General features: G+C 51.0%; 14 protein-coding genes. 1 reads left to right on the top strand and 13 read right to left on the bottom strand.

Going from position 1 to position 17755, the window contains the following annotated elements; genetic code table 11:
* The 13 genes from lysS to PUQ60_RS07305 all read right to left on the bottom strand — a co-directional run.
* A partial coding sequence (lysS, locus tag PUQ60_RS07365; protein WP_273482892.1) for a lysine--tRNA ligase occupies window positions 1-1637 on the bottom strand: 1637 nt, incomplete at its 3' end.
* 38 nt (window positions 1638-1675) lie between these two features.
* Window positions 1676-2158 (bottom strand): transcription elongation factor GreA, encoded by a 483-nt coding sequence (greA, locus tag PUQ60_RS07360; RefSeq protein WP_022359307.1) that lies wholly within the window; start codon window positions 2156-2158, stop codon window positions 1676-1678.
* 219 nt (window positions 2159-2377) lie between these two features.
* Complete coding sequence (dusB, locus tag PUQ60_RS07355) at window positions 2378-3331, bottom strand: tRNA dihydrouridine synthase DusB (RefSeq protein WP_273400741.1); 954 nt, start codon at window positions 3329-3331, stop codon at window positions 2378-2380.
* Between the two features lie 7 nt (window positions 3332-3338).
* Window positions 3339-3737: a DUF6145 family protein gene (locus PUQ60_RS07350; RefSeq protein WP_022359305.1), complete on the bottom strand. Its 399-nt coding sequence runs from the start codon at window positions 3735-3737 to the stop codon at window positions 3339-3341.
* 143 nt (window positions 3738-3880) lie between these two features.
* A complete protein-coding gene (gene pfkA, locus PUQ60_RS07345; protein WP_022359304.1) occupies window positions 3881-4855 on the bottom strand; it encodes a 6-phosphofructokinase in 975 nt (324 codons plus the stop codon).
* Window positions 4856-5122: 267 nt separating this feature from the next.
* Entirely contained in the window at window positions 5123-8599 is a 3477-nt protein-coding gene (locus PUQ60_RS07340) for a DNA polymerase III subunit alpha (protein ID WP_273379565.1), read from the bottom strand.
* Window positions 8600-8735: 136 nt separating this feature from the next.
* Window positions 8736-8990 carry an HPr family phosphocarrier protein gene (locus tag PUQ60_RS07335; RefSeq protein WP_107001048.1) on the bottom strand — a complete coding sequence of 85 codons (255 nt, stop codon included), beginning with the start codon at window positions 8988-8990 and terminating at the stop codon, window positions 8736-8738.
* A 113-nt stretch (window positions 8991-9103) separates the two neighbouring features.
* On the bottom strand, window positions 9104-10060 hold the full coding sequence (whiA, locus tag PUQ60_RS07330) for a DNA-binding protein WhiA (RefSeq protein WP_022359301.1): 957 nt from the start codon (window positions 10058-10060) through the stop codon (window positions 9104-9106).
* Window positions 10061-10076: 16 nt separating this feature from the next.
* A complete protein-coding gene (gene rapZ / locus PUQ60_RS07325) occupies window positions 10077-10952 on the bottom strand; it encodes an RNase adapter RapZ (protein ID WP_022359300.1) in 876 nt (291 codons plus the stop codon).
* Window positions 10953-10992: 40 nt separating this feature from the next.
* On the bottom strand, window positions 10993-11907 hold the full coding sequence (gene murB, locus PUQ60_RS07320) for a UDP-N-acetylmuramate dehydrogenase (protein ID WP_118467291.1): 915 nt from the start codon (window positions 11905-11907) through the stop codon (window positions 10993-10995).
* A 96-nt stretch (window positions 11908-12003) separates the two neighbouring features.
* On the bottom strand, window positions 12004-12930 hold the full coding sequence (hprK, locus tag PUQ60_RS07315; protein ID WP_022359298.1) for an HPr(Ser) kinase/phosphatase: 927 nt from the start codon (window positions 12928-12930) through the stop codon (window positions 12004-12006).
* Between the two features lie 40 nt (window positions 12931-12970).
* Complete coding sequence (gene uvrC / locus PUQ60_RS07310; RefSeq protein ID WP_273379558.1) at window positions 12971-14848, bottom strand: excinuclease ABC subunit UvrC; 1878 nt, start codon at window positions 14846-14848, stop codon at window positions 12971-12973.
* Window positions 14849-14960: 112 nt separating this feature from the next.
* On the bottom strand, window positions 14961-15554 hold the full coding sequence (locus tag PUQ60_RS07305) for a DUF1653 domain-containing protein (protein ID WP_022359296.1): 594 nt from the start codon (window positions 15552-15554) through the stop codon (window positions 14961-14963).
* A 674-nt stretch (window positions 15555-16228) separates the two neighbouring features.
* On the opposite strand from PUQ60_RS07305, the gene PUQ60_RS07300 reads away from it, so the two are divergent.
* Window positions 16229-17707, top strand: a complete 1479-nt coding sequence (locus tag PUQ60_RS07300; protein ID WP_273400739.1) for a DUF1846 domain-containing protein — start codon at window positions 16229-16231, stop codon at window positions 17705-17707.
* Window positions 17708-17755 lie beyond the last annotated feature (48 nt).

Below are 17755 nucleotides of genomic sequence, written 5' to 3'. Positions count from 1 at the left end.
GCTTCGGAAGTCTTGGAAGCTTTCTTATCAGCATCCAGTGACTTCATCGTCGGGAACAGCAGTACGTCACGGATAGCCGGGCTGTCGGTCAGAAGCATAACCAGACGGTCGATACCGTATCCGATACCACCTGTCGGAGGCATACCGATCTCCAGTGCATTCAGGAAATCTTCATCTGTATGCTGTGCTTCATCATCGCCTGCTGCCGCATTAGCATCCTGCTGTGCAAAACGCTCTCTCTGATCAATCGGATCGTTTAACTCGGAGTATGCGTTACACATCTCCCAGGTATTGATAAAGAGCTCAAAACGCTCAACCTTATTCGGATCGGACGGTTTCTTCTTGGTCAGCGGGGAGATAGAAAGCGGATGATCCATGATAAAGGTCGGCTGGATCAGTTCTTTCTCACAGTACTCCTCGAAGAAAAGGTTGATGATATCGCCCTTAGTATGACGATTCTCAAACTCGATGTGATGCTCTTTTGCAAGCTGTTTCGCTTCTTCATCGGTTTCCACCGCATCGAAATCAATGCCGGCATATTTCTTGATGGCATCGTTCATGGTCAGACGCTCGAATGGTTTACCGAAATCAATCTCAATACCGTTGTAGGAAATCTTTGTGCTTCCGCACACTTTCTCAGCCAGATAACGGAACATGCTCTCGGTCAGCTCCATCATGCCCTCATAATCGGTATATGCCTGGTATAACTCCATCAGGGTAAACTCCGGATTGTGACGGGTATCTACGCCCTCGTTGCGGTATACACGGCCAATCTCGAAAACTCTCTCAAGTCCGCCTACGATGAGTCTCTTCAGATACAGTTCCAGGGAAATACGGAGCTTAACATCCTCATTCAGTGCATTGTAATGGGTCTCAAATGGACGTGCAGCAGCACCGCCGGCATTGGATACCAGGGTCGGTGTCTCTACCTCCATAAAGTCTCTTCCAGAAAGGAAGTTACGGATCTCTTTGAGGATCAGGGAACGTTTGATAAATGTCTTCTTAACATCTTCGTTCATGATCAGATCCACATATCTCTGGCGATAACGCATATCCGTATCGGTAATACCATGATATTTCTCCGGAAGAATCTGCAGGCTCTTAGAAAGCAGGGTCATCTTCTCTGCATGGATGGAAATCTCACCGGTCTTGGTACGGAATGCAAATCCTTCTACGCCGTAGATATCACCAATATCGGATTTCTTGAAGTCTGCATAGGACTCCTCGCCGATTGCATCTTTTGCCACATAGACCTGGATGGTTCCCTGTAAATCACGGATATTGCAGAAGGACGCTTTACCCATGACACGCTTAAACATCATACGTCCTGCGATGGATACGTGAATCGGCTGTGCATCCATGATCGCTCTTCTCTCATTATAATCTGCATTCAGTGCTTCTCTTGCCTGAGCCTCATCCATGCCCTCTGTATTCAGCGGGGCTCTGCCTGCCAGAATCTCTGCCTCATGCTCTTCATAAAGCTTCTTCACTTCAAGAGAATGATGGGTCTGGTTATATTTTGTAATCTGGAACGGATCCTTGCCTGCATTCTGAAGTTCTGCCAGCTTCTCACGACGAACCTTTAACAGCTGATGGATATCCGGTTCCTGCTGATTCTTCTTGTTCTGATCTGCCATCTTTTCTTACTCCTTCGTATTCCTGTTACTGTTCGCACTTATGATACTCTTCTGATGTCCAGGATCTTGTACTGGATAACGCCCGCCTGTGTCTCTACGTCTACGGTCTCGCCAGCTTTCTTGCCAAGCAGGGCACGACCAACCGGAGACTCGTTGGAGATCTTACCATCTAAGCTGTTTGCCTCGGTGGAACCTACGATCTTAAATTCCATCTCTTCATCCTCTTCGACGTCCAGTACCTTTACCTGGCATCCGATGCTGATCTTATCCAGATCGATCTCATCCTCAACAACAACCTCTGCGTTTTTCAACAGTTTCTCAAGGTCTACGATTCTTGCCTCGATGTCTCTCTGTTCATCTTTTGCTGCATCATACTCAGCGTTCTCAGACAGGTCGCCCTGCTCTCTCGCCTCTTTGATCTTCTGTGCGATCTCCTGGCGTTTATTTACTTTCAGATCATGAAGTTCATCTTCATACTTTTTCAATCCTGTGTAAGTTAAAATGTTCTTCTTTTCTGCCATGACAGCTATCCTTCCTTCTATCGATTCATCATTGAATCCCCTAATAATTGCATCGCACTATTATACATGATTCTTAGTGTAATGTCAAGAATCACAAAGTGCCATAATGGCTTTAAAAACAAGGGAAAATCCTACATTTTCGTGCTTTTTCTGTGCCTTCCGATTTCGTCCACCCATGTAACACAACCATCGTTTTGATTCCACACATTCATCCTTCTCTTAAATTCTCTCATCCACCAGCCGTTCCAGCTCCTCCAGCGTCTCCACCTGGTTTATATCATTGCGAAGCGCCGACGAATGTGGAAATCCTGCCGTATACCATGCCACGTGCTTACGCATCTCCCGCATTGCGATCTCCTCGCCGCGAAATTCCGTCTGAAGCGTCCCATGGCGGACAATCATCTTCTTTACTTCCTCCGCAGTCGGCGGCGGCAGAAGTTCTCCGGTTTCCAGATAGTGGAGAATCCGTTTAAACAGCCATGGATTTCCTTTCGCGCCGCGCGCCACCATGATGCCGTCGCAGCCGGTTTCTTCCTTCATTCTCTTGGCATCTTCCGGTGTAAATACATCACCGTTTCCCCAGACCGGGATTGAAACCGCCTCTTTGACCTGACGGATAATGTCCCAGTCCGCCTTTCCGGAATAATACTGCTCTCTCGTCCGTCCATGCACGGCTACCGCCGCCACGCCGCAGCTCTCTGCCATCTTCGCAAACTCAACCGCATTGATATTCGAATCATTAAATCCCTTGCGGAATTTGACCGTAACCGGTTTATGAAGTTTCTTTACCATCGCCGTCAAAATCTGCTCTGCCAGCTTCGGATCCTTCATCAGTGCCGAACCTTCGCCGTTATTGACAATTTTTGGCACCGGACAACCCATGTTGACGTCGATGATGGCATACGGTCCTTCCTCCAGCTGCAGCGCCATCTCGCTCATAATCTCCGGATCTGAGCCAAACAGCTGCACCGCAACCGGCTCTTCTTCCGGCCGCGTCTCTAATAACGGCTTTGTATTGCGATTCTTATAAAGAAGCGCCTTCGCGCTGACCATCTCCGTGTACATCAAACCACATCCCTGCTCCTTACAGAGCAGACGGAACGGCAGATCCGTCACACCTGCCATCGGCGCAAGGGCGATTGCATTTTTTAATTCTACGTTTCCAATCTTCATTTTATTTCTAATCTTCCTGATACCGTTCCATCTGCTCGTCGTCTAACAGTTCGTCCGCCGGGATTCCCAGCACCTTCACCTTATAATACAGCTCCAGCGATTCCAGCAGCTCACGCTTCTCCGCCTGATACTGCTTGATTTTAAGCGCGCTTCCGATCTCGTCAAAGAGATAATCATTCTCCTCCGCCTCAACCTTAAACTGCAGTCTGCCATCCGGCATAAACTCCAGCAAAATAATACCGCCGATGTCCTCTGTGTACATGACACACATGATCTGCAATTCCTGCTTAATTGACTCCGGCAGCCCCGAAAACTGCTCATTCAGATAATATTTTTCCACATACGAATTCGCACCGCAGAGCACGGTGGAGTCCCCATCTGTATTGGGATTCTGCATTTCTGCCATTTTCTTGCACCTCCATCTGTTTCATTTTCCCTTGCCCACAAACAGGGCTGACGCACGAACGGAGAGCAGGCTCTCCCTTTATCCCTGAGAAGCCTGTTCTCCGTTCATATGCCAGCCCATCTCACAAGCAGCCATCAAATTCCTTAACGAATCAGCAGCTTACTAATCTCATACTGATCTTCCGGAATATCCTTCTTCATATTCAGCGCCTCCTGAATATCAAAATCCAGAAACTCGCCGTGCTTATACGCTACCACGCGGTTGGTCTTTCCTTTTTCCAGCAGCTCCACCGCCTTGGCGCCCATGATGGACGCATAGACGCGGTCTTTACAGGTCGGCGCGCCGCCTCGCTGCATATAACCAAGGATCGTCGCACGTGTCTCGATGCCGGTTGCCGCCTCGATTCGCTTCGCCATCGACGCGGAATGTCCGATGCCCTCGGCATTAATGATAATATGATGTCTCTTGCCGCGTTTCCGGTTATCGATGATGCGGTTGATCAGCATCTGCTCATTGCCATCGTACCGCTCCGGAAGCAGAATATCCTCGGCGCCGTTAGCGATACCGCACCACAGGGCGATATATCCCGCGTGGCGTCCCATAACCTCGATGATACTGCAGCGCTCATGGGAGGTGGAAGTATCTCTTACCTTATCGATCGCCTCCATCGCCGTGTTGATCGCGGTATCAAACCCGATCGTATAATCGGTGCAGGCAATATCCAGATCGATCGTGCCCGGAAGACCTACCGTATTGATTCCCAGCGCGGATAACTTTCCGGCGCCGCGGTAGGAACCATCGCCGCCGATGACGACCAGACCGTCAATGTTGTGCTTGCGGCAGATTTCTGCGCCGCGCTTCTGACCTTCCTCGGTCATAAATTCCGGACAGCGGGCTGTGTATAAGATCGTACCGCCACGGCCAATCGTATCTGCCACGCTGGTTCCGTCCATGTCCACAATCTCTTCCTGCAAAAGTCCAGCGTAACCACGCATGATACCTTTTACCTTCATGCCCTTGTTGATCGCCGTCCGGACCACCGCACGGATCGCTGCATTCATACCCGGCGCATCGCCGCCGCTTGTCAGTACACCAATCGTTTTAACCTCTTTTGCCATCGCTTATTCCTCCGTCCTAAGGCTTTCCGCTTCACATCCCCAACCGTGAACCAGCCGTTTTATTTTCGAATCTTTTGACCCTTCTGATACCAAATTGTTCTGCACTGCGTGCTACCACAATTTTCAAACAATTTTATTGTAATTCATTTTATAGGTCATTTCAAGATTTTTTATGATATTTTTTTAACATGTCGCCAAAGCGCGTTACTGTTCACACATACGTGCCCAGTTACCAAAGCTTCCAATGTCCAATGCAAATTTTAACACTTATGAAGAAATCTTCCCCAGCGGCTTCTCCACCACCTTGACGTTCTTCTCTCCCAGCATCTCGCTGAGCGTCGTCACCAGCGCCTCGCCTGCCCGCACATTCCAGTTGCGCGGCAGAACCTTTTTCGCGCGCTCACGTCCCAGGTAAATGATCACGGTGTCATTTCCATCACTTGTTTTCAGGAGGTCGAGAAGTTCTTTCTCTCCCGCCAGATACGAGTCCTTGTCCGCATACTGAATCCACAGCTCGCGCGGCACCTGCGAAAATGGGATAATCTGCTCGCAGATCAGTTTTCCGACCGGCTCATCGCCGACCGATGCGCGCCCGCGGATAAAGACTTTTTCATCCTTTATCAGCATATCGCGCCGTTTTTCATAATCCTTCGGGAATACCAGCACTTCCACACTTCCCGCCAGATCTTCCACCGTCAGGAACGCCATCATCTTGTTATTCCGGGTCGTCTTAACCGTTTTCTCGGTGATCATTCCGCCGATCGTCACATACGTGCCGTCGTGAACCACCGCCGAACCGGTCTCCTCATCCACAACAAAATCGGAGCTCTTCGCCGTCACATTTTTCTCCCAGGTGCCGATATATTCCTCCAGCGGATGCCCGCTGACGTAGACGCCCAGCATTTCTTTCTCGTATGCCAGATATTCTTCCCTCGAATACTCTCCGACATTCGGAAATGTGATCTGAAAACTCTTCTTGTCCTCTTCCGCTGCAAAATCAAAGAGTGACATCTGCCCTTCCATCGTATTTTTCTTCTCTTTATTCTTCTGATCGACCATCGAACCGCAGACCATACTTTTCTGCTTGCGGGTTCCCGGCAGCCCGTCCATCGCACCGGATTTGATAAAGCTTTCCAATGTGCGTTTGTTGACTTCCCTGCCCGACATCCGGTCAATAAAATCTTCCAGCGAGCGGAATTTTCCATGTTCGGTCCGCTCCCGCACAATCTCATCCACCACCGACTGACCGATACTCTTGATCGCCGATAAACCATAGCGGATCGCGCCGTCCGAAACAGAGAAGCCGCCCTCGCCCTCATTGATATCCGGCGGCATGATCTTCATACCCATCTGACGGCAGCTCATGATATATTCCGATACCTTCGTAACATTATCCTTGACCGAGGTCATCAGCGCCGCCATGAATTCGACCGGATGGTAATATTTCAGATATGCCGTCTGGTAGGAGACAACCGCATACGCCGCCGCGTGCGACTTGTTGAAGGCGTATTTCGCAAAATCGATCATCTCATCGTAAATATGGTTCGCCGTCTTCTCGTCGATCCCATTCGCAATACAGCCCTTTACGCCCTCTTGTGCATTGCCGTAGACAAAATTCCGGCGTTCTTTCTCCATGACTGCCGCTTTTTTCTTTGCCATCGCACGGCGCACCAGGTCGCTTCGTCCCCAGGTATAACCAGCCAGATCGCGCACGATCTGCATAACCTGCTCCTGATAGACGATACAGCCATAGGTCGGCGCCAGAATCGGTTCTAACTGCGGGCACTCATAGACAATCGAAGCCTTGTCATTTTTGCCTTTCAGATAACGTGGAATGAAATCCATCGGACCCGGACGATACAGGGAAATACCGGCGATCAGATCCTCCAGGTTTTCCGGCTTTAATTCTTTCATGAATCCTTTCATGCCGGAACTCTCCAGCTGGAACACACCGTCATTTTTGCCGGTTCCAATCGAATCCAGCACTTTTTTATCGTTGTAATCGATCTTATCTATATCAAGCGGTTTTCCGGTCGTTTTCTCCACCAGGCGAACCGCATTCTGGATAACCGTCAGGGTTCTAAGACCCAGGAAATCCATTTTCAGAAGTCCCAGCTCTTCCAGCGTCGTCATCGTAAACTGGGTCGTGATCGAACCGTCAGATGCCCTGGACAACGGCACATACTCATCGACCGCCGCACGGCTGATGACAACGCCCGCCGCATGCATGGAGGTATGTCTCGGCAGCCCCTCCAGACGTTTACTCATGTCGATCAGATATTTGACCGAATCATCCGACTCATACGCCTCACGCAGATCCGGACTGGCTTTGAGCGCCTTGTCTAGCGTCATGCCGAGATCACCCGGAATCATTTTTGCGATCGCATCACACTGTGCATACGGCATATCGAGCGCGCGCCCCACGTCGCGGACGACCCCCTTTGCCGCCAGCGTACCGAAGGTAACAATCTGCACGACGCGGTCTTTTCCGTATTTCCGCACGACATAGTCGATAACCTCCTGACGCCGTTCGAAACAGAAATCGACGTCGATATCGGGCATGGAAACTCGTTCCGGGTTCAGGAAACGCTCGAAAATCAGCTGATAGCGGATCGGGTCGATGTCCGTGATCTCCAGACTGTACGCGACGATACTGCCCGCCGCCGAACCACGTCCCGGACCGACCATGATACCGTTTGATTTTGCAAAATGGATAAAATCCCACACAATCAGGAAATAATCGACATATCCCATCGAATGGATAACGTCCAGCTCATACCTCAGGCGCTCCCGCAGCGTCCCATCGTCGTTCGGGTAGCGCTTGTGAAAGCCCTCCCCGCAGAGCTTCTGCAGATATTCCCAGGACGTATATCCGTCCGGGACATCATACTGCGGCAGCTTCGTCACGCCAAACTCGATCTCGACATTGCACCTCTCGGCGATCTTGTGCGTGTTGTCAAGTGCTTCCTGTGCATACGGAAACAGCGCACGCATCTCCTCCTCGGATTTGACATAGAACTGCCCGCCCTCATAGCGCATCCGGTTCTCGTCCGTGACTTTTTTGCCCGTCTGGATACAGAGCAAAATATCGTGCGATTCCACATCTTCTTTATAAATATAGTGGCAGTCGTTCGTCGCCACCAGCGGAATCTGCAGTTCCTGACTCATCCGCATCAAGCCCTGGTTGACCGTCCGCTGCGCCGGGATGCCGTGATCCTGCAATTCCAGAAAGAAATTGTCCGGTCCAAAGATATCACGATATTTCTGCGCCGACTTGCACGCTTCCTCATACATGCCTCTCGACAAATACCTCGGGATCTCGCCCGCCAGACACGCGCTGAGTGCAATAATGCCTTCATGGTAGGTTCTCAGCACCTCGTCATCCACACGCGGTTTATAATAAAAGCCCTCGACAAAGCCCTTGGAGACGATCTTCATCAGATTCTGATAGCCGGTATTATTTTCCGCCAGCAGAATCATATGATAATAGCGATCCTCGCCGCTTCCCGCCTCCCGGTCAAAACGCGATCCGGGCGCCACATAGATCTCACAGCCGATGATCGGCTTGATCCCATTTTCCCTGGCTGCCCGGTAAAAATCGATCACGCCGTACATGACGCCGTGGTCGGTAATCGCCAGACTGTCCATCCCCAGTTCCTTCGCCCGGGCGGTCAGTTCTTTTATTTTACTCGATGCGTCAAGCAGACTGTACTCTGTATGCACATGCAGATGTGTAAATGCCACCTTTTTCCTCCCATTCAGATCTTTTAAGGGACTGCCGTTTCCCGCGAAACGACACCCCCTCATCTATCAAAGCTCTTGTTTTGTGTAACTGTTACGTCCCTGTCTCTTTCCGAAAAACGGTCAGAAATCTGGATTTCTACTGATTGCTCAGATATTTCTCAATTCCCTCGATCGCACTCTCCTCGTCGCTGCCATCAGCCGTTACCTTTACGTGCGCGCCCTCTGCCAGTCCCAGCGTCATCATGCCCATGATGCTCTTTGCATTGACGCGTTTTTCTTCACTTTCCACATAGATGCTGCTCTCATACTGGCTTGCCACCTGCACCAGCATCGCCGCAGGACGTGCCTCCAGACCTGAACTCAAACCAATTCTGATTTCCTTACTTGTCATAATATCCTCCTCATCGAGCCCCGCTCGAAAAAAACGGCAAAATCCGCTGCCACTACTGTATCGCACGGAATTTTCCACCTGGGAAATTCCTGCCTGTGAACAATAACCTAACTTTACTCGCCCCGCTCTTCGCGGAGACTTTCAGCTACTGCACTTATCTTTCTGAGCCTGTGATTGACTCCCGATTTTCCAACTGGATGGCTCAGATTCTCCCCCAATTCCTTCAAGGTCGCATCCGGCATCTCCAGACGGACCTGTGCTACCTCTGAAAGAAGCTCCGGCAAGTAATCCAGCCCGACCGTATCACGGATATATGTGATATCCGCAAGCTGCTTGACTGCCGCCGAAACAGTCTTATTGATATTGGCAGTCTCGCAGTTGACCTGACGGTTGACGCTGTTTCGCATTTCTTTCAGGATCCGGATATTTTCCAGCTCCATCAATGCCACATGCGCTTCCATCAGCCCCAGAAGTTCCACAATCTGACTGCCTTCTTTTATATATACCACATAATACTTCTTTCTGACAACTATTTTCGCATCGATGTCGAATGTCAGAATCACATTCTGAAGCTGCACCGCCTTTTCAAGCGACGCGCATACGATCTCAAAATGATAAAATTTCTCCGGATCGCTTAAGGATCCGGCTGCCAGAAAAGCGCCCCGGATAAATGCCTTTTTGCAGCACGCATTCTGAATCACCAGATTCCGCACCACCGAAAGGTTTTCCCCGACATTTCCCTGCGCATCCACCATCTTGACCGCCTCCAGCACCCGGAGTGCATTTTCGTGATCGCGCACCAGAAGCGTATAAGAACGGCTCTTTTTTAAAAATGCATTGCGCCGGATCGAAATGTCCGCCTTAATATTAAATGTATTTTTCAATAATGTAAAGTATTTTCGTGCAACCGCTACGTTTTCCGTGTGGATCCGTATGCTGAAATGATCCTCTTCATCGATATGAATCTTGCCGCAAAGGCTCAAAATCGCCGCCAGCTCTGCAATCTGGCAGTGCCTCGCCTTGCTCAGCTGATGCGACAGCTCTTCCTTTACCCGGGCTGAAAATGACAAAGTCCTCTACCTCCGTTTACCCTTTTGTCCGGTTATCCATCTCTATGTCCCGATGTTCCAGTTTAAGCCCTATTTCCGAGTGCTCCTTGAGGCGCTCATAGAGCCGGTTCGCCACCGTAACTGAACGGTGCTTTCCACCGGTACATCCGACTGCTATGACAAGCTGATTCTTTCCTTCTTTTACATAGTACGGAAACAGGAAGTCAATCATGTCATAGAGTTTATCCAAAAATACGTCTGCCGTCCCGCCGCGGCGCACAAAGTCCTGCACCGCCTTCTCATTGCCGGTATGGCTTCTTAAATTCTCATCATAATAAGGATTCGGCAGAAAACGGACGTCAAACACGAGATCCGCGTCCGACGGAATCCCATATTTAAAGCCAAAGCTTAAGATCGTCACAAAGAGGCTGGAAAAGCGCTCGCGCCCCATGAAAATCCGTTCCAGTTCCGCCTTGAGCTCCCGCGTCAGAAGCGTGCTGGTGTCCAGAATATAGTCCGCCCGCTTTTTCAGGAAATCGAGTTTCAGGCGCTCTTTCGCAATACCGCGGTCCAGCCGCTCTTTTCCTGCCAGCGGATGGGAACGGCGCGTTTCCTTATATCGCTTGATCAGCACCTCATCGCTGGCATCCAGAAACAGGATCTCATACGGAAACTGGATGTTATTCCAGTCATTCAGTGTTCCCTCCAGCTGTGCCAGCTCGTCGCCGCTGCGGACATCGATTCCCAACGCTGCACAGCTTACCTCCCCGCTGCTGCTCTGCACCAGCTCCGCAAATTTTCCCACCAGCGGGATCGGGAGATTGTCAACACAGTAAAATCCCATGTCCTCCAGCATTTTCAGTGCCGCCGTCTTTCCGGCTCCCGACATACCGGTTACGATCACAAGCCGCATATTGTTCCTCCCTTTTCCATACTCTATATATCTTAATATCTTAAAAGCCCAGCATCTTTACTTCCGTCTCCAGTTTCACCCCAAACTGCTCATACACGCGCTTCTGCACCGTCCCACACAGCCCCGCGATGTCCGAAGCCGTCGCATGGTCGCGGTTGATAACGAAACCACAGTGTTTCTCCGACACCTGTGCGCCGCCCTCCTGATAGCCACGAAGTCCGGCATCTTCGATCAATTTTCCGGCGAAATAGCCCTCAGGGCGCTTAAAGGTGCTTCCGGCACTCGGATATTCCAGCGGCTGTTTTTCCCGCCGTTTGGCTGCCAGTTCATCCATCCGCACCCTGATCGCTTCCGGATCACCTTTCTCCAGACGGATCCGCGCCGATAAAACGATATATCCGCGCTCCGGGATGCAGCTGTGGCGGTAACCCAGATCCAGTTCTTCCGTTTTAAGCTCTTTTACCTCGCCGTCCGGCGTCATCACGCGCACAGATTCCAGCACATCCTTTAATTCTCCGCCGTAAGCGCCCGCATTCATGACCGCCGCGCCGCCCACGGTTCCAGGAATCCCGGCTGCAAACTCAAATCCGGTCATTCCATCTTTCTGCGCCTCCCTGGCGGCACGCGAAAGCAGCACACCGGCGCCCAGCTCATAGACGCCCGGTTCGCCCTCCGGACAGACCACCTCTGTAAACTGGCTTCCCAGAAGGATCATCACGCCCGGATAGCCCGCATCACTGACAAGCAGATTGCTTCCATTTCCTAATATGTAATACGCTTTCTCTGCCTCCCGGCACGCCGCCAGCACCGCCGCCAGCTCTTTTTCGCCCTCCGGGGTCACAAAATAGCGGGCTGGTCCACCAGCCCGAAAGGTCGTATGTGCGCTCATCGGCTCCTGCTCCCGTACGGAAGCAGCGCCGATGGCATCACAAAGTTTCTGATAAAAATTAGACATATCTATTTTCCTTTATTCATTTCATAACGGCTCCATCCCTTGCAGGTCGGGATTTCCGCACTAAATCACACGAATCAGACTGCGTGAAGCGTTCCATTAATCTCTTCTTGCCAGGTTCGCCTGTACCCGCTTGTACAGTTCTTTCGCCGCATTATATCCCATCTTCTTGGTACGATAGTTGACTGCCGCCGACTCTACGATGATTGCCAGGTTACGTCCCGGACGGATCGGGATTGAATGGCATACAATCTTGTTGCCAAGGAACTCGGTATACTGATCTTCCATGCCAAGGCGGTCATACTCCTTGTCCTTATCCCACTCTTCCAGCTTGATTACCATGTCAATCGACTGTGTATCCTTTACGCTCTCTACACCGAACAGCGTCTTGACATCGATAATGCCGATACCGCGAAGCTCGATGAAATGACGGGTAATATCCGGTGCCGAACCGATCAGGGTTTCATCGCTGACGCGACGGATCTCGACCACATCATCGCTGACGAGACGGTGACCGCGCTTAATCAGTTCCAGCGCTGCCTCACTCTTGCCGATACCGCTCTCGCCCATAATCAGGACACCCTCGCCAAATACATCGACCAGTACGCCGTGAATGCTGATCATCGGCGCCATCTTGACGTTCAGCCAGCGGATGATCTCCGCCATCAGATCCGAAGTCGTCTTCTCCGATACCATGCACGGAACCCCATAATGGTTACACAGCTCCAGCACTTCCTCCTCCGGTGCCATGCCGCGGCTATATACCAGACATGGTATACCCGAAGACAGCAGTTTGTCAAACATTTCCCGGCGACGCTGCGGAGTCAGGGTCGAGATGTACGCATTTTCCACATAACCGATGATCTGCACACGGTCCTTGTCAAAATGGTCGAAAAATCCAGTCAGCTGCAATGCCGGACGGTTCACATCCGCATGCACCAGCATAACATTGTCCGTCTCCAGCTCCGGCGTCATATTGCGAAGCCCCATCTTATCGATCAGTTCTGTAATCGTCACTCCACCCATACTTTTGTCTCCTTTTATTTTTACTATTGTCTACATCCTATCACATCTTCCCCTGCTTGTCATCACGGAAAAATATATAGACTGCCTCGGCGGCTGCCCGGTTCATCTGTGGCGCAGCTTCCAGCTCCTCCACGCTCGCCTCCCGGACTGCTTCGATTGTCTTGAACGTCCGCATCAGAGACTTACGGCGCGCTGGTCCGATGCCCTTGATATCATCCAGCACGGAGCGCACCTGCTCCTTGCCCCGGAGACTCCGGTGGTACTCGATCGCAAACCGGTGCGCCTCGTCCTGAATCCGGGTGATCAGCTGAAATCCTTCCGAATGGCGATCGATTGGAATTTCCACATTCTGATAATACAATCCCCTCGTCCGGTGGTTATCATCCTTTACCATGCCACAGACCGGAATTTCCAGCTGAAGCTCTCTTAATACCTCCAGCGCAATATTAACCTGTCCGCGTCCGCCATCCATCATCAGCAGATCTGGAAAACGCGTAAAACTTCCCATCGCCAGATCGCCGCCCTCGGCTTGCATTTTCTTCGTCTCCTCCAGGCCATGGGAAAACCGCCGCAGCAGCACCTCGCGCATCGAAGCGTAGTCGTTCGGTCCCTGAACCGTCCGGATACGGAATTTGCGGTAATCATTGCGTTTCGGACGTCCATTTTCGTAGACAATCATCGAACCGACCGACTCAAAACCGCTGATATTGGAAATATCGTAGGCTTCTACCCGCTTGATTCCCGAAAGCCCGATCCACGATCCAATCTGATTCATCGCCCCGATCGTCCGGAGCTCCTCGCGCTTGATCTTCTCCTTATCCTGGGAGAGCACCATCTTCGCATTCTTCTCCGCCAGCTCGACCAGCCGCTCTTTCTCGCCCATCTTTGGCACGACAAAGCGCACCTTCTGTCCCCGGCGCGCCGTCAGGAAGCTGGCGATAACCTCCGCGTCCTCTAACTCCTCCTGCACCCAGATCTCATGCGGCACAAACGGCGTTCCCGCGTAAAACTGTTTGACAAAGCTGTTTAAGATTTCTGCCTTGCTCTCCGAGCCGGTCAGATTCATATGGAAATGTTCCCGCCCAATAAGCTTGCCATCGCGCACGAAGAACACCTGCACAACCGCATCGCGCTCATCCTTCGCCATCGCGATAATATCCCGATCTTCCATGCTCTGGCTCGTAATCTTCTGCTTCTGCGCCACCTTTCTGACACTGTCAAGCAGATCCCGATACTCAATCGCCTTCTCAAACTCCATCGTCTCGGACGCCGTCCTCATCTTTTCTTCCAGATATTTCATGACCGGCTCATACTGTCCATTTAAAAACCCGACCGCCTGCTTCACCGATTTCTGATAATCTGCCTGTGAAATATACCCCTGACATGGCGCGTCGCACTGGTGAATATGGTAATAGAGGCACGGACGGTCCTTTCCCATATCCTGCGGCAGCTTCCGGCTGCACGCCCGGATCCGGTATATCTTCCGAATCAGCTCGATTGTGTCTTTGACTGCCCCCGCGCTCGTAAAAGGACCAAAATACTTATTTTTATCCTTTTTCATCTGGCGTGAAAACAAGATCCGCGGGTACTCCTCCGAAGCCGTCACCTTGATGTACGGGTACGTCTTGTCATCCTTGAGCATCGTATTGTAGCGTGGGCGGTGCTCTTTGATCAGGTTGCACTCCAGCACCAGCGCTTCCAGCTCCGAATCCGTCACGATATACTCAAAACGTGCTATCTTCGAGACCATCTGCTTGATCTTCGCCGTCTTATCCCGGCTGCTCTGGAAATATTGACGGACTCGGTTTTTTAGGCTGATCGCCTTGCCGACATAGATGATCGCGTCCTTCGCATCGTGCATAATATAAACACCCGGCTGCCCCGGCAGTTTTTTCAGTTCTTCTTCTATTTGAAACATCTCAAACCATCCTGTTTTCTAATCTGCTGCCACCACGTTTTCTTACGGCACTTTCGGTTCCAAAAGTGCCTACCCGTGAACAGTTACCCAGACTCTTCTGCCAGACAGACGCTCACTTTCCATACCGCAGGCGCGGTGCATCGTACCTCTGCTGCATCCGGATGCACTGACGGATCGCGTCCAGTTCTTCCTCCACGCTTCCACCGACCGGATTCATATCCAGACAGAAGCAGAGACTGTCGAGATCCCGCTTGTCCACCTTGCCGCTCATTCTCTGGAGCACTTCCAGCCTGCCCTCGGTCGTTTCCTGATCCAGAAATTCTGCCACAAGCGGATGCAGCTCCGGTTCCTCCTGCGGTATGTCCCAGGAATGAGTGGCTGCGTCAGACATTTTCGAACGGCGTACACCTTCATTTACGACATGAGTCGTTCTGGTTGTCCTTATTTCCTGCTGTTTCGAATTTTCCCACGGACCCGCCGCAATCCGCTCAAACCGGTATCTCTGCGCCGCCTCCGGATATTTTACCCGATCCACCTCTTCCATAAACATAGAAAGCGGTCTAACCCAGACGCCATATTCTCCATAGAGCGCCTGATAGACAACCATCTTTTCCCCCGTTTCCGAGTGGGTCGCCACCGCCAGAATCTGATATTCTTTATTTTTAAAATGCCGGTACCGCTCGCCCGGCTTTGGAATTTCCCGCATGAATGCTGATACCTCCTTAAAACATCTCGCTACGTATTCACATTATATCACGATTCGCCGTTCGCCTTAAATCTGCAAGCAGCTTTCTGGCTCACTTGCGCTCATTATATCATAAGAACATATTCTCACCCGTCCACTCACGAACCCGCGCTATCGCGCTCCACCGCCCTGCTTCGCATGGCTGTTCGTTCGTTAATGGCGCAAGAAAAGAATATGTCTGCTTCGCAGCCGCATTCTTTTCTTCTGCGCTCATTATATCACATTTTGTATGCCCTTTTCTGTTTTTTATCAATTTACATCCAGATTTTCTTTCCTCCATCCCCATCGCCCGTACACAAAAATTTTCGCCAGAAAATATTACATTTCCGAAAACCAAATCCGTCATTTTTCCGATTTTAAATTTTTTTTATTTTCCCTCTACTCAAATAGACTTTTTTGTAGGATAATAGAACTAATTGTGATTCTTTGCGGTCTGCTGTGCTGCGTTCATTTCACACAAAGAGCATCGACATAAACAACTGCGAATGGCAGTATGTGCCGGACATGGACTGTGACCTGGCGGCGCAATCATCCATACAAACATATGATTTTCATCCCACCAGATAGAAACCGGCATCTGCCCCCACCGCGATACCGGTATTCTGTGCGGGACGAAACTAAGAACGGAGGATTAGATGAAAATCGGTTTTGACAACAACAAATACCTGAAAATGCAGTCGGAACATATCCGTGAGCGTATCAACCAGTTCGGTGATAAGCTCTACCTCGAATTTGGCGGAAAACTGTTCGATGACTACCACGCATCCCGGGTTCTTCCGGGCTTTGCACCTGACAGCAAGCTGCGGATGCTTCTGCAGTTAGCGGATCAGGCGGAGATCGTCATCGTCATCAGTGCTGCGGATATCGAGAAAAACAAAGTACGTTCCGACCTCGGCATTACTTACGACGTAGACGTACTCCGTCTGATTCAGTCCTTTACCGACAAGGGACTCTATGTTGGAAGCGTTGTAATTACCCACTATTCCGGGCAGAACACTGCGGATGTCTTCAAACACAAGCTCGAATCCATGGGCATCAAGGTTTACCGCCACTACACCATCGACGGTTATCCGGGCAATGTTCCGCTGATCGTCAGCGATGAAGGTTATGGTAAAAATGATTACATTGAAACAAAACGTCCACTCGTTGTTGTCACCGCGCCGGGACCGGGAAGCGGAAAAATGGCAACCTGCCTTTCCCAGCTCTACCACGAGAACAAACGCGGCGTCAAGGCTGGATATGCCAAATTTGAGACCTTCCCGATCTGGAATATCCCGTTAAAGCACCCGGTCAACCTGGCATACGAGGCAGCGACCGCTGACTTAAACGATGTCAACATGATCGATCCGTTCCATCTTGAGGCTTATGGAGTAACAACGGTCAACTACAACCGTGACATCGAGATTTTCCCGGTTCTGAGCGCTATTTTCGAGGGAATCTACGGCGAGAACCCGTACAAATCCCCGACTGATATGGGCGTCAACATGGCAGGAAACTGCATCATTGATGACGAAGCCTGCTGCGAGGCATCCCGTCAGGAAATCCTGCGCCGCTACTATCAGGCATTAAACCGCGTTGTCAAAGAGGATGTCGGCAAAGAGGAAGTTTATAAGATCGAACTTCTGATGAAGCAGGCAAAACTGACCACCGATATGCGCAAGGTTGTTCCGGCTGCCCTGAAACGCGCCGAAGAAACCGGTGCTCCGGCTGCTGCCATCGAACTTCCGGACGGAACCATCACCACCGGAAAGACAACCAACCTGCTCGGCGCTTCCGCTGCCTTGCTTCTGAATGCTGTCAAGGTACTTGGCAATATTCCGCACGATGAGCACCTGATCTCTCCGATCGCGATCGAGCCGATCCAGAAGCTGAAAGTCGAGTACCTCGGAAGCCGCAACCCGCGTCTCCACACCGATGAAGTTCTGATCGCGCTGTCTATGTGCGCCGCTACCAACAAACACGCACAGATCGCCCTGGAACAGCTCGAAAAACTGCGCGGCTGCCAGGTTCACACCTCCGTCATGCTGTCGGAGGTTGATATCAAGACCTTTAAACGTCTCGGCATCGAACTGACCTCCGAGCCGGTATATGAGCACAACCGCCTGTACCAGTAATTGATATAATCCTATATAAATAACGGCTGTATCTCAGCAAAACAGAAC

The organism is Clostridium sp. AF02-29 (assembly GCF_934835585.1).
GTDB lineage: Bacteria > Bacillota > Clostridia > Lachnospirales > Lachnospiraceae > Otoolea > Otoolea fessa.
Note: the sequence above shows the minus strand (reverse complement) of the source record. Positions and strands in the feature narration are given on the sequence as shown.

Excerpts from the sequence above, each read along its gene's own strand:
- greA (WP_022359307.1), bottom strand. The coding sequence starts at position 2,158 with ATGGCAGAAAAGAAGAACATTTTAACTTACACAGGATTGAAAAAGTAT.
- dusB (WP_273400741.1), bottom strand. The coding sequence starts at position 3,331 with ATGAAGATTGGAAACGTAGAATTAAAAAATGCAATCGCCCTTGCGCCG.
- PUQ60_RS07350 (WP_022359305.1), bottom strand. The coding sequence starts at position 3,737 with ATGGCAGAAATGCAGAATCCCAATACAGATGGGGACTCCACCGTGCTC.
- pfkA (WP_022359304.1), bottom strand. The coding sequence starts at position 4,855 with ATGGCAAAAGAGGTTAAAACGATTGGTGTACTGACAAGCGGCGGCGAT.
- PUQ60_RS07335 (WP_107001048.1), bottom strand. The coding sequence starts at position 8,990 with ATGACAAGTAAGGAAATCAGAATTGGTTTGAGTTCAGGTCTGGAGGCA.
- rapZ (WP_022359300.1), bottom strand. The coding sequence starts at position 10,952 with ATGCGGCTTGTGATCGTAACCGGTATGTCGGGAGCCGGAAAGACGGCG.
- murB (WP_118467291.1), bottom strand. The coding sequence starts at position 11,907 with ATGTCTAATTTTTATCAGAAACTTTGTGATGCCATCGGCGCTGCTTCC.
- hprK (WP_022359298.1), bottom strand. The coding sequence starts at position 12,930 with ATGGGTGGAGTGACGATTACAGAACTGATCGATAAGATGGGGCTTCGC.
- uvrC (WP_273379558.1), bottom strand. The coding sequence starts at position 14,848 with ATGTTTCAAATAGAAGAAGAACTGAAAAAACTGCCGGGGCAGCCGGGT.
- PUQ60_RS07305 (WP_022359296.1), bottom strand. The coding sequence starts at position 15,554 with ATGCGGGAAATTCCAAAGCCGGGCGAGCGGTACCGGCATTTTAAAAAT.
- PUQ60_RS07300 (WP_273400739.1), top strand. The coding sequence starts at position 16,229 with ATGAAAATCGGTTTTGACAACAACAAATACCTGAAAATGCAGTCGGAA.